This window comes from Streptomyces sp. NPDC025618, assembly GCF_055558795.1.
This window is the reverse complement of record NZ_JBVHLW010000038.1, coordinates 40,317-52,268: the sequence shown is the minus strand read 5'-3', so window position 1 is coordinate 52,268 and position 11,952 is coordinate 40,317. Positions and strand designations below refer to the sequence as shown.

Annotated in this window: 11 protein-coding genes and 2 pseudogenes; 3 read left to right on the top strand and 10 right to left on the bottom strand. The window is 70.2% G+C overall.

All coding sequences use genetic code 11. From position 1 onward, the window contains the following. Positions 1 to 1,417: 1,417 nt before the first annotated feature. Positions 1,418 to 2,278, top strand: a pseudogene (locus ACZ4A5_RS25835) (endonuclease domain-containing protein); the annotation flags it as partial. 36 nt (positions 2,279 to 2,314) lie between these two features. Here ACZ4A5_RS25835 and ACZ4A5_RS25830 read toward each other — a convergent pair. Then, entirely contained in the window at positions 2,315 to 2,566 is a 252-nt protein-coding gene (locus tag ACZ4A5_RS25830) for a hypothetical protein (protein ID WP_467588910.1), read from the bottom strand. Positions 2,567 to 2,822: 256 nt separating this feature from the next. Between ACZ4A5_RS25830 and ACZ4A5_RS25825 the strand changes: the two are divergent. Beyond that, positions 2,823 to 3,110, top strand: a pseudogene (locus tag ACZ4A5_RS25825) (Uma2 family endonuclease); the annotation flags it as partial. A gap of 658 nt (positions 3,111 to 3,768) precedes the next feature. Here the strand turns inward: ACZ4A5_RS25825 and nusG are convergent. From nusG to ACZ4A5_RS25800, 5 genes are all read right to left on the bottom strand, one after another. Next, entirely contained in the window at positions 3,769 to 3,954 is a 186-nt protein-coding gene (nusG, locus tag ACZ4A5_RS25820; protein ID WP_467588905.1) for a transcription termination/antitermination protein NusG, read from the bottom strand. Between the two features lie 63 nt (positions 3,955 to 4,017). Next, positions 4,018 to 4,299 carry a hypothetical protein gene (locus ACZ4A5_RS25815; RefSeq protein WP_467588901.1) on the bottom strand — a complete coding sequence of 94 codons (282 nt, stop codon included), beginning with the start codon at positions 4,297 to 4,299 and terminating at the stop codon, positions 4,018 to 4,020. A 170-nt stretch (positions 4,300 to 4,469) separates the two neighbouring features. Beyond that, positions 4,470 to 5,507: an RAD23 family protein gene (locus ACZ4A5_RS25810; protein WP_467588900.1), complete on the bottom strand. Its 1,038-nt coding sequence runs from the start codon at positions 5,505 to 5,507 to the stop codon at positions 4,470 to 4,472. A 225-nt stretch (positions 5,508 to 5,732) separates the two neighbouring features. Then, positions 5,733 to 5,861: a hypothetical protein gene (locus tag ACZ4A5_RS25805; protein ID WP_467588897.1), complete on the bottom strand. Its 129-nt coding sequence runs from the start codon at positions 5,859 to 5,861 to the stop codon at positions 5,733 to 5,735. A 501-nt stretch (positions 5,862 to 6,362) separates the two neighbouring features. Further along, the gene (locus tag ACZ4A5_RS25800; protein WP_467588893.1) at positions 6,363 to 6,506 is read right to left on the bottom strand and encodes a hypothetical protein; all 144 of its coding nucleotides are present in this window, start codon (positions 6,504 to 6,506) and stop codon (positions 6,363 to 6,365) included. A gap of 4 nt (positions 6,507 to 6,510) precedes the next feature. Here ACZ4A5_RS25800 and ACZ4A5_RS25795 point away from each other — a divergent pair, with 4 nt between their 5' ends. Beyond that, positions 6,511 to 6,969 carry an NUDIX domain-containing protein gene (locus ACZ4A5_RS25795; protein ID WP_467588889.1) on the top strand — a complete coding sequence of 153 codons (459 nt, stop codon included), beginning with the start codon at positions 6,511 to 6,513 and terminating at the stop codon, positions 6,967 to 6,969. Between the two features lie 179 nt (positions 6,970 to 7,148). Here the strand turns inward: ACZ4A5_RS25795 and ACZ4A5_RS25790 are convergent, their stop codons facing one another. The 4 genes from ACZ4A5_RS25790 to ACZ4A5_RS25775 all read right to left on the bottom strand — a co-directional run bounded on the left by ACZ4A5_RS25790 (position 7,149) and on the right by ACZ4A5_RS25775 (position 11,919). After that, positions 7,149 to 7,448 carry a hypothetical protein gene (locus ACZ4A5_RS25790; protein ID WP_467588887.1) on the bottom strand — a complete coding sequence of 100 codons (300 nt, stop codon included), beginning with the start codon at positions 7,446 to 7,448 and terminating at the stop codon, positions 7,149 to 7,151. 191 nt (positions 7,449 to 7,639) lie between these two features. Then, complete coding sequence (locus tag ACZ4A5_RS25785) at positions 7,640 to 9,565, bottom strand: DNA/RNA helicase domain-containing protein (RefSeq protein ID WP_467588884.1); 1,926 nt, start codon at positions 9,563 to 9,565, stop codon at positions 7,640 to 7,642. Positions 9,566 to 9,765: 200 nt separating this feature from the next. Beyond that, positions 9,766 to 10,752, bottom strand: coding sequence for a protein NO VEIN domain-containing protein (locus tag ACZ4A5_RS25780; protein WP_467588881.1), 987 nt, complete (start codon positions 10,750 to 10,752; stop codon positions 9,766 to 9,768). 357 nt (positions 10,753 to 11,109) lie between these two features. After that, positions 11,110 to 11,919, bottom strand: a complete 810-nt coding sequence (locus ACZ4A5_RS25775) for a protein kinase family protein (protein ID WP_467588877.1) — start codon at positions 11,917 to 11,919, stop codon at positions 11,110 to 11,112. Between the last annotated feature and the right edge of the window lie 33 nt (positions 11,920 to 11,952).

Here is an 11,952-nt window from a genome sequence, read left to right as displayed (position 1 = left end):
CGAAACACGAGCCGACCTCCATCTCGGAATGCTTCAACTCGCCTGCAACATAATCTGCTTGAGACGACTCCGAACCTCATTCTGAAACCATCAGTAAGTCGTCCGTACAGGGTTCTCTCTTCGACGATCTGGACTGACCCTGCAGGGAGGGCGCCTGAACTTCTCTGCAGACGGACCGGACCGGCTCGGTCAGTGCGGCAACCCGCGCCGATGGGCTCGTGCTGCACACGGCAGCACACCACCGAGACAGTCTGCGGCGCTTCCGCTGCCGGCCCGCGCTGCCCGCCTGGCGGGCAGCGCGAAGATCACCGGCCTGCCATCGCTGACGAGTCCGTCGCTGTGCCCGTCGGCAGCCTCGCCAGCATGGCGCTGCCCGAGCTGATCCCGCCCGGCCGATGCCAGGGTCCGGTCCCGCCGCGGCCGGATCAGTGACGCCCTGTCACTTTGTTTGAGGGGCCCGTTCAGAGACCCGTCTCCGGAAGCGACGCACGAGTGCTGCCGCTCAACGTGAGCGAAGCCAACACCGGACCCGCGATGATCAATGCCTGATGCTGGATTCTCCTGTGATTCGTAGACGCCAGGGCGCAGCGAGGCTTTCATAACGAAGGGAGAGCGGTCATGTGTCTGGTGCGTTAGAGCTGTGCACAAGCGGTAGCACGCCGAGGTGCCCCCTGCTTTCCTGCGGGGATCAGGCGCCCGGCCATTCAGTGGGCTGCGGCGCGGCCTTCCGGTTCAGGTCGTCTGCGGGCTGCTGATCGCAGAGTGTGTATCGATCGCCCTGAGGGTTCGTCGCTGCGATCGGTCCTGGCCGGCGGCACGACCCCGGCTCACAGCAGGGGTCGGCTCTGCAGGGATCCGGCCCGGTCAGCCGGTGACCAGCAGGGGTGGAGGCGACCCGACGAGCAGCCGGTAGCGGGCCCCGGCCCCACACCCGGTTTCGGTGATCACACGTCGGCGCCCTCGGGAGCTTGGGGCGGTGGCCGTTCACGCCGCCGGATACGTCGGACAGTGGCACCCAGGCGCGCAGGTCGGTGTTGTCACGGGGGGCGGCACGCCCGGGCCGGTATCCGTTTGCTCGGCCTGCGGTGCCGAGCCGGCAGGCCACACAGCAGTCCCGAACGTCGATACGGATTTTCGATGTCTGTGTGAATGGCTGGAGGCTGGTTGTCAGTGGGCGCTGGGACAGTCGCCGCATGACGTCCATGAAGAGCCGCGAGCCCTCGTCCTCCTGCTGCCCTGTCCTCCGGCCGGGCGCACCGCACTCGGCGCCGGCAGAACAAGATCTCCTGGCTTCCGGCCGGCACCGGCCGGGACAGTACCGCCCGGTGCCTCCAGACCTCCCGCAACCCGTGCAGGAGCAGGAGCCGCCGCGGCGCGCCGCGGACCGCTGTCTGCTCAGCCGCTGGCAGGAGGCAGCATGCTGATCTCCCCGCAGTACGCCCAGCGCATCCTCGCCGACCTCACCCAGAGCTGCCCCGTCCCTGCTGCCCCGGGAGCGCTTGCCCGCTACGACTTCCAGGCCAACGGTCACGTCCTCATCGGGGACAGCGCCGTCCGCGGATACAAACACAAAGGGCGCTGGCGACTGGTGGAGAAGGACCTGCGTCATGCGGGCCGGAAGCTGGCCGGCCTCACCATCGACACCGGAACCCTGACTGCGGTTACCGTGCCGGCTCAGGCCTTGCGCACAGCACCGTCTCCGGCACATGGCTCATGGCGGGCCCGTATCCAGAACTGGTTCGAAAGCACCGCCTACCGCGAACGGACCACGCATGGCTGTACCTGCGCCCAGGATCCCTGCCTCGAGTTCACACCTGGCGCCGACGGGCTGCCGTGCGGCCTGACCCCGGAAAGCCTGATGCGGCACGCCGCCTCCCTCACCATCGCATGCACCCGGCCGCTGCCCCTCATGTCGTGGTCAGGGGCCCGGTGGATGCTGCCGCAGGCTTACGCCGCCATGCTGACCCGGGCCGAGGAGGCCGCCGGCCTCCTCAACCGGAAAGCCGCTGCCTGCAGCAGTTGCGGTGCCGCCGGGGACCCCTGGCAGTGGCGCACCTCGACATCGGCCGGCTTCGTGACCCTTTGCCCGCCCTGCACGGGCAGCAGGTACCGGCCGTACACCGGCCACCTGCAAGGCGTGCTTTACAAGACGCTCGACCCGTCCGTGCGTGCCGACGAGTACTTGTGCTGCCTGTGCAGCGAGCACCGCCGCGCCTACTACTGGGATCACTGCCACGAGCACGGCCATGTCCGCGGACCGGTCTGTGCCAGCTGCAACACCTTTGAAGGCGGCGGAGCGCACTTCCTCCCCCGGTCAGGCGGCACCGGTCTGCGCCACCTGTTCCGGTGCGAGGGGTGCTGCCGGGAACGTACGCTCCCCCGGCGTCATCACGCGGACATCGTCGCACAGGCAGTACATCTGAGCGGGCACGACGGCTGCGCCCAGCGCCCGCGCTACCGCTTCGGACACACCGAGCCCGACGGGTCGGTGCAACTGCACCTGGGCTGCCGGCACGGCATCCTGGAACCGGAGCAGCACTGGCAGCAGACCGTACCCGCTGGTCAAGTACGCAGCATTATCCGTGCGTTCGCCGAGCGCACGCTGCACGGCCCCAGCCCGCAGGCGGGCGCCCGACCCTGCACGCGCCAGCCTTCCACCGCCCCTCCCCCCGAGAAAGCGGCAGCGTGGGCGGCCGGCATGAGCTCCGGGCCGCCCACGCGCCCTCGGGGACGGGTAACAGTGCCGGCCGTCACCCGGGAGGTGACCGCGGAAGCAAGCCGCCGCCCCCGGCGGCGTAAGGGGCAGGGGGCCGGACCGGAGAGGCAGGAGCGGAAGATCCGGGCGACAGCCGGTGCAGGTGATGCTCGTCGTCGAAGTCGTCTCCGACGAGTCCCGCTCCCGCGACCGGGAAACCAAGCCCTTCAAGTACGCCCGCGCCGGCCTCCCCCACTTCTGGCGCATCGAGGATGAGGGCGGCCTGCCTGCCATCCACTCCTACGACCTGGACGAGACCATACGGGCCTACGTCGCGACCGGCATTCACCGCGGACACTTCAAGACCGCCGCTCCTTTCGCCCTCGAGATCAGCCTGGACCGCCTCGTCCGCTGATCAGCTGCTCCAGGAGTCCGCACAGCGGGGCGAAAACAGCCCTGGAGCAGGTGATACGCCAGCGCCAGAACCCGAGCATCCGTAATCCGCCACATGCAGGGGAAGCCGCCGGCGCAGCGGGCGACCGCAGACAGCACGTGCACCCTGCGCGGCAGGGCATCCCCGGAAGACATCCCGCGCACCGGCTGCCGAAGCGTGACCTTCAGCAGCGCTGTCGCATAAGCCCCTTCGCCCTCCTCCACCGTGGCCTGCACATCATCCTGGACGGCTACGGCAGGACACACAGCCTCACACCCCCACAGTCCGCGCCCTCCACCTGGGCAAACAGCCCACGAGCCTCACAGCTCACAGGGCCCGCCACGCACCTGCGGGAAGGCCTGCAAGCCTGCAGCGCCGAGTTCCTTCCACCGGGACGGATGCCGCACGGGTTGCTCCGCCGGGGCTGGCGGAGCGGGCAGCCGGCACCTGCCCCGGCAGCGGCGCATGCGGGCCAACCTCCACTGTGGACCGGATCTCCAGACCGGTCCGGCCCTGGCACAGCCATGACCGGACCAGCCTGGCCTTACTACGGGCGGAAAAGAACAGGCACGACAGTGGAGTGCCACACTCGTGCTTCCCCGCACGGCGGGAGGCTGCTCGTTGCTGCAAAGCGGCAGGCTCAGTTGACTCTCATGACATCCGGCAAGGAGACATCGATCCTGGTCGCATCACCGAGGATGTCCACCATCACCTCGACGCGGCCCCGAGCAGGGTCGACTGCCAGCACAGGGCCCGTGAAGCCGGTGAACGGACCCCCGGTGATCCGTACGTCAGTACCAACCCGGATGTCCCTATCATGCGTCATACCGTCCCCTTGCACTGTTACATCGGCCAGCCAACGCTGGCAGGCCGAACCTACCCTTCGGCCTCAGGCATCGTGATCCATGTACCCGGCCAGCTCCGCAGCTCGTTCCCGCCCGGCTTCGTCCAGCGGCTCGGGGTCCGACGCCGCCTCCAGCATCACGGCCGCGGCTGCACCAGGGCTGCCGGGAGCCGCACGTCCTGGACAGCGGCTGTCGGCGATGAGCGCGGCCGCCTGGTCCACTGGCGAGGCCGAACCCGGACGAGTGATGGCCGCCAGCCCTCGCCCAGAGAACGGGAACGAGCCGACGAGGCGGATGGAGTGGTCACCAGAGGTGGTCTGCCGCACCGCTCCATTCCGTGCCGGCGCCGCCCAGTTGGCCGACCGGGTCTACGAATGCGTGTAGTCGACCATCCGGCTGATCCGCCGGACCGCCGCCCCCATTCCGGTCCCTCCGCCTGCGGCCCGTGTGACGGTGCGGCAGGATCTACGGATGCCGTCCAGCAGCAACCACGCTCCTAGGTGAGCGCGGTGCGGATACGGTCCCGGGTCTCGGCTGCTGTCCGCGTTCCGGTGGCGGCGAGTTCGGTGTCGAGCTCGCGCAGCCGGTCGGTGACGCGGGTGGAGGTCACCCGTCCCAGGAGATCAAGGCCAGTGGCGGTGGTCTGGTCGGCTGCTTCGAGCTGGCCGCCCTGGACCTGGGCGCGGGCGAGAGCGATGTGGTCGAAGGCGCGGGAGCGTACCCGTTCGAGGGGGCGGAGGGCGGTTCCGGTGGTGATGAGTTCGATGGCGCGGGGTGCGCGCAGGGGGTCGTGGGTGGCGGCGATGGACTCGCAGACGCCGGCGGTGACCTGGTATTCGGCGTCGTCGAACCAGGCAGCCCAGCTGGGGATGGGGTTGCCGCGGTCAGCGGCGAGGACGTCGGGCGGTACCGAGGGCGTGGGCGGCCTCGGGGAGGTGCCCGAGGACAGCGTGGCAGCGGGCTTCCAGGGTGGAGAGGAAGGCCCGCAGGCGGCCGGGCGGGAGTTTGCGGGTGCCGTACTGGGCGGCCTGGACGAGTTCGAGGGCGTCTTCGGAGCGGCCGAGGTGGTTGGCCTGTCGGGAAAGGCAGTTGAGGAGGTGTCCGGCGATGCCGGCGCCGGTGGGTCCGGCTTGTTTTGCGGCCTGGAGGCCGAGGAGGAAGTAGTGCTGCGCCTCGGTGCATGGCGGCCGACGTCGTGGTTCATCCATCCGGCGACGGAGGCGAGGTCGGCGATGGCGACGAACAGGGCGCGGCCGACGTCGTCACCGGTGCGGCCGTTGCGGGCGAGGAGGGTGACGTCGTGAAGCTGTCCGACGACGGCGCGGCGGGAGAGGCCGCCGCCGTGGGCGCTGTCGAGGGTGCGGAAGGCATCGGTGGTGGCCTGGTTGTTAGTGACGTCGTTCATGCCGAGGCAGCCGGGGCAGATGGGGTTGGGGAGGGGGCCGTCGGGCAGGTGCAGCCAGGGCTGGACGGCACTGATGAGTTCGGAGCCGGTCAGCATGCGCGCGGTGGAGGGGCTGGTCTGGTCGGTCACTGCGTCGCTCCGGACGGTGTCGATGATGGCTACAACGACGGCTTCCGCCTTCCATGAGCCGGTGTGGCGGCCGTTCCCTGGCGGGTGGTGCAGTCCGAGGTCCGCGGGGGTCAGCGGGCGGGGCAGGTGACAGCGGCGGGTCAGGGTCTCGGCGATGAGAGCGGGGGTGGGCCTGCGCGGCTGCTCGCTCCTGCTGATCCACCGTCCTACGCGGGATCCGTCAGGCTAGATGTTGCGGATGCCGTGGGCGCGCGCCGTCTTGGTGACTTCTTCGGCCAGTTCGCGGTAGGTGCAGCCGGAGAGGTCGACCCAGTAGGCGAGGGCGACGTTGCGGCGGCGCGGCGATTCCGTCACCAGGGCCCCCTTCGGTCAAGGGTGCGTGCGTGGTTGATGAACGGTGGCGCACCGGCCAGCGTACCGCCGGGATGCCGGGGCTCCGGGGAGCTGACGGTGCCGCACCGGGCCCGCACAGTGCGGCTGCACCGGTTCGCCAACGCCGACGGCCCGTACTACGCCGCCGACCCCGACTTCCACCCCGACGTCGCCTTCACCGCCCTCCACCTGTACCCGACAACGGACGTGCGGAAGGTGTCCGGGTACACCGACGCCACCCGCTGGTTCCTCAACACCCTGCTCGCCCACAAGACCCGCCTCGGCCTCGGCCGGCGCGACGAGCACCAGGCAGCCACCGGCGCGGACGTCGACGCGGTCCTCGGCGTGCTCACCGACCAGGCGGACGCCCTCGAACGCATCGACCAACGGGCCACCGTCCACCTGCGCGGACAGGTCCACCCGCAGGTCGCCGCCTACGCGGCGGCGCTGGAGCGCGCCGGCTGCCCGCCGAGCGGGTCCTTCTCACGCCGCTTCACCATCGACACCGGGCAGATCGTCAACCAGGGCCGCGCCCAAGGGCTCTTCCGCGGACTCGCCGCCACCAACGGCGAGCCCATGGTTCTCCCGCATCAAAATCCGCACCGGCGCACTCTTGTTCTGCGGCACCGACGTGGCTCTCATCCGCCGCGACCGCCCCGACTCCGTCCACTACACCCCGCCCGGCGGCAACGTCGAACCCGGCGAAGACCTAGACGCCGCACTGTGCCGCGAGCTCCTCGAAGAACTGGCCCTCGACACCACACTAGCCAGCGAGCCGGAACTGCTGTGGGTGGTCGACCAGCGCGTTTCCCGCCCCGGCTCCACCCCGCCCCCGCGCAAAATCCATCTGCTCTGCCAGCTCCACATCAGCGAGGACATCCGGGCAACCCTGGCCACCGAGGAACACGACGAACTCGACGACGGCACATTCGAGACCGGCGTGATCGAGTGGATCGACCACCGCAAGACCAGCCGACTGCCGATCTTCCCGCCCATCGGACCCGCCCTCGCCGCCCTGCCCAGCCCCCACACCACCTTGGACAACGCCGCCCTGCCCGCCGTCACCGACGACACTTACACCTGGGTATAAGCCATCGTCGAGACCTTCAACTGCGGGGAAGTCGGCGAGCACCGGCGCGAGCTCGCGCTGGGCACGGCCCTGGCTGTAGCTGGGGGCGGTGTCCACCCCCATCGCGCCCTTCACGCAGGCGGTGCGCGCCGCATTCGTCACGACGCGCACCTTGTACGTCCCCAGACCCAGAGCGGGGCTCACCGTACGGTCCCGGTGATGGCGACGGCCTGGCCGGCGACCAGCTCACGGACCAGACCGGCGAGGTCGTCCACCCCGATGCCCACAGCGTCCGCGAGCTCCCCCCGTGTGTGCTCCCCGCCGTTGAGGAGTTCTTGGAGGGCGGGGCCCGCGGCCGGGGCGAACTCGTAGACGCTGCCGGCCGCCGCCAGATGCGCCACGTCCTGGTCGAGGGTGAGGGCGGCGCGGGCGGTCGTCATGCGCACGCGTAGCCGGTGGTCGGCCGGGACGCTGTCCAGGTGGGGGAGGCTGGGGGCCATGCGGCCCAGGGCCTGCCCGTCCTGGTCGTCGGCGTACCGGGCGAGGAGCCCGGAATCGTCCAGCTCGCGACCAGCGTGCGCGCCCCGGCCAGGAACCCGGCCTGTTCCTCCGGCGAGGCCAGGAGGGGCAGGTCGGGGCCGGCTCGCCAGCCCAGCCCGGCAGCGTACGTGGTGACTTCGGGTGCTGTGGTTCAGGTGGGCTGCTGGAACGGCGCAGGCGGGTCGGGCTCTGCCGCAGTCGGTGCGGGAACCAGTTGGCGCAGTCGTGCCTGGGTTTCGGGGTCGGTGGAGTACAGGAGGGTTCCGGACATGCCACGGGTGAGGAGGACTTTGTAGGTGTTGCGGACCAGGCGGAGGAAGGTGGCTGGGTCGGTGCCGCTGAGCGCGGGGTCCCTGCTGGCCTGCGGGTTGGGGAGCCAGCGGTCCTGACGCCAGACGAGGTCGTCTCCGAGGATGACGCCGTTCCAGTCGTACTCGAAGCCCTGGGCGGTATAGATACAGCCGACCTGGCCGAAGCCTTCGGGGTCGGTGGCCCACAGCCAGGACGGGGGGACGCCGTCGAGGGGGGACTCACCGCGCAGGTTCCACGGCTTGCGCCAGGAGCCGATCGTGATGTCGTCGACCAGACGGCCGCGGCGCGGGTCGCTCCATCGCCAGCAGAAGCCAGCCGTGATGCGGGCGGTGCGGTGCTGCGCCTCCTCGGCTTGCAGGAGGTCTTCCATCTGCTGTGGAGAGTCGACCACTCGGACGTGGAAGGTCTGCTCGTCGGCCCACTCGGTGGCGGGCTCGTCGGTGAACTGCAGCAGGCGCAGGACCCACTGTTCGTAGGCACGGCTGCCGCCGTTGCGGAACTGGCCGTTGAGGTCGATGTGGCGCGGGCGCAGGCCTCGGGCGGCGGCGGCCTGGTCGATCGCTTTGCGGCTGCCCATCTCGCCGGGGCGTACGACTTGGTGGTCGTCCAGGAGGAAGACAGGGACGCGTGCGGCGTCGAGGAGTTCGTCGATCTGGCGTACCCCGCGGTGGCGGACGGAGTGGGCGCGGATGCGGTGGGCCTCGTCGCAGATCAGCGCGTCCAGTCCGTTCTTGGGGGCGTCGGCGAAGTTCATGAAGTAGCCGAAGAGCTTGCGGACGCGGGGGTTGTCGGTGCCGACGGCGTGGTGGAGGGTGCGGGTGAAGGACTTGGACCCGGTGGCGTGGGTCACAGTGTGGCGGTCGTGGGCGAGGTGGCGCATCAGGTGCAGGGCGATGACGCTTTTACCGGAGCCGGGGCCGCCGGTGACGATGAGGACTTCTTTGCTGTCCGCTTCGCGGGCCTTCTTCACGGCGCGGCGGACCAGGGAGACAGCGACCTGCTGTTGGTCGAGCAGGACGAACCGGTCGGCGTGCAGGATCTCTTCCGCGGTCGCGCGCAGCAGGGGACGGCTGGGTGCCAGGGGGCTGTCGATGAGTTCGTCGGCGGCTGCAGTGCCGTGAGCGGGTGAGAGGCGCTCCTGCAGGTAGGTGATCAGCTGATCGCGGGTGCTGCGCGTGAACAGGCGCCCGTGGCGGTCGGATTCAAGGGCGAGCAGGCCGGCCACGTTGGTGGTATCGGCGTTGTGGAGGTAGGCCACGCCGACCACCGCGTCGGGTTCCGCGTCCAGCACGGTGGTGAAGTCCTGCAGGTACTGGCAGTAGCGCCGTACCTGGGCGACCGGATGCAAGAAGGCCCGGTTGTTGTTGCCGGCTCCTGGCAGACAGAGGTCCTCGGTGCCGGGCAGGGCCCGGGCGTGGGTCCACTGCTTGAGCTCGACGATGACATAGGACGGCTGAGACGTACGGGGGTGCCAGCCGGCCAGCACCACGTCGGCCCGCAGGCTGGACAAGGCCAGCTGGTACTCGATCAATACCTCGACATGCTGCAGTTCGGCTTCGTCCAGCACGCGGGCCAGGGCCGGCAAGCTGTTACGCCAGGACCGTATCTCCCCGTCCTCCAGCCGGCCCAGTCGCGCCTGCCGGTGACACTCGGCCAGTTCATCGGCCACCGTGCCCTGTTGGCACCGGGTGACGAACTCGTGCACGGACATGCGCAGCAACGGCATCGTCGTCTCCTCGGTCGGATGCGTTTCATGAAGCAGCACGGGTGGCCCCGCGCGGGGTGAGTGCGGCCCGGTGGTGGCCGGGCGGCGTTGCCTGGGCACGCGGACCCGGCCCGTAGCTTCGGGGGTGTCCCCGCCCGGCACACCGGAGTGGCCCGTCCGCATCCGCGTATGCCGCGCGTCCATGTCGTACAGTCGCGCCCTTGGGTGCAGGGGGCCGGACCGGGCGAGCCGGACCGCGGTTACGGCTGGGAGGCGGCCGAGGGCTGGGGGACGAGATACTGGTAGCGGGTGGGGCGCAGGTCTTCCTCGGCCGGCTGCCAGTCCTCGAGCAGCAGGACGTCGCCGCCGCTGCAGTGGTACGCACCGTCCGTCCTGGTGACCTTGATGTCGCTGACAATGAACAGGTCGACGGTGTGACGGCTATCGCGGGCGTGGAAGACCTCGTTCACGGTCAGCTCCACGCTGGTGGGGGCGCCGGTAGTGCCCTTGACCTCCACCCGCCGCTCCAGCCCTTCCCGCTCCAGACGCAGGTCGTAGGGCTTGCCGACCTTGTGTGCCGTCCAGCCCCGCCCGGGATCCTGGTAGTGGGTGACGGCCTTCTCCTCGGCGTACAGCTCGACCGCCTTGCGCTTTTCCGGGTCCATCTGCCGGCCCGCGCCCCGCCGCCCGCGCCGGGGGCTGTTGGGGCCCTCCAACTGCTCAAGCGTGACCCCCGGTGTCGCGGCGAGCGCGACGTCATGGTCCGCGGCCCAGTCGGCCTCGATGCCGGCCGCGTCGAACAACGGCTGCGGGTCCATCGCCACCAGGTACCCCACCCCCTGCTGGGTGCCCGACCGGCGCGCCGCCTGCGACGCCTCCGCGCTGAGCGGACCGTCCGGGCCCAGCGGCACATCGTCGAGCACGGCCAGCGGCTCCAGGCCCAGCCGGTAGGGGTAGATAACCCGCTCCTCGGCGACCTCGTCCGGCCAGTGCGGCGCCGTGCCCTCGTACACACCGACCTGCACCTTGCACAGCACCATCCGCACAGACTTCGCTTCCCACTCCCCCGGCTGCACCCGCGGCGCCGCCCCGGTCACCAGCACCGCGAAGTCCGGCTCCCGCCGCCCGTACCAGTCCGGCTTCCTCGGAAAACCCCAGGAACGCGTCACCATCCCGTGCTCCAGGTTCCGCTGGTGCCCGACCTTCTGCCCCACATGAATCATCACGAACAACGCCTCAGAAACCACCAGGGCACCCTAAGACCACCACTAACGACAGGTCAACAAGATTTTTCCCTACTGCTTCCTGACAGCTCGACGCAGCCCCGCCAGCCGAGAGCGCAACCGCAGGCACCGCCGACAACCGTCCCACGAAGGGCTCAAGGCCCGGGCAGGAATTGCTGCTGGCGGAAGGGCAGTTACTGGTGTCTGGGGGTTACGTGCTGCGGCCGCATCAGGCCGAGGCCGCGGATACGGCGGTCCGCGCCTCGAGGGGCAGGAGAGGGCCGGCCACTGTGCAGGGTCGGCGCCCTCCCCGCGCGGCGGCCCGTCGCGAAAAACGCAACACCACACCGGTGCAGGAAAAGCGGGCCTCTCCCTGCGCCCTCATGTCCGAGCGCAGAAGTCGGCCCATGCGCGAGCGGCTTCGACGGTGGTGTCGAGCCCTGCCACCCCGTAGGCCTTCCAGTCCTCCCATGACCGTGCCTCGGCCTCGGTGAGCACGCGCACCCCCCGGCGGGGCGCCTGGGCAAAAGCGGGGACGGTCAGGGCCCACTGCTGTGCCTGCCCGGGGGTCTGCTTTCCGTCCAGGACGAGCCTGAAGCCCCACAGGGCCGCGTCGATCCATCCCGGCCCCCGTGCCGCCCAGGCCCAGTCGACCAGCCACGCCCGGTCGCCGGCGACAAGGAAATTGGTAGCGACGGGGTCGGTGTGCAGAAGCCGGTCCCCGCACAGCAGCGGCTCGTCCCCGGGGTCGCAGTACGGGCCCCACCGGTCCCACGCGGTCATCAGACCGATATCCGGGGCAGGCCAGGTACTCAGCTCCCGCAACCGCGCCGCCACCGGCTCCAGATGACCGCCGTCCGCAGTGAAATCGGCCCAGGGCGTGGCGGTGACGCCCTCGAAGCCCAGCAGCCGCCACCCGCCCGCCGACAGACACCACAGCAGCCGGGGAGCGAACCCGGGCAGGAAGGCGCTGACCCTCGCTTCCCTCTCCAGCTCACCGGCCCGCTCGTGACCCTCGGGGAGCCCCTTGACGAACACCTTCCCGCCGTCCGGGAGGACGAGGAGCGTCGCGATACCCGAGCTCTCGCCCGTGCTCATGTCGACGCTCCGGCATCCCCCTCCCAGCCGGTCCTCCAACGCCGCGCGGGCGGCTTCGGGGAGCTGGGCAAAGGAAAGGCGTTCGACGCGCATGATCAGACTCCGGACACCGGCGGGTTCGGCGGG

Coding starts and splice junctions, on each gene's coding strand:
- nusG (WP_467588905.1), bottom strand. CDS start 3,954: ATGACGCATGATAGGGACATCCGGGTTGGTACTGACGTACGGATCACC.
- ACZ4A5_RS25775 (WP_467588877.1), bottom strand. CDS start 11,919: ATGCGCGTCGAACGCCTTTCCTTTGCCCAGCTCCCCGAAGCCGCCCGC.
- ACZ4A5_RS25790 (WP_467588887.1), bottom strand. CDS start 7,448: ATGGCCCCCAGCCTCCCCCACCTGGACAGCGTCCCGGCCGACCACCGG.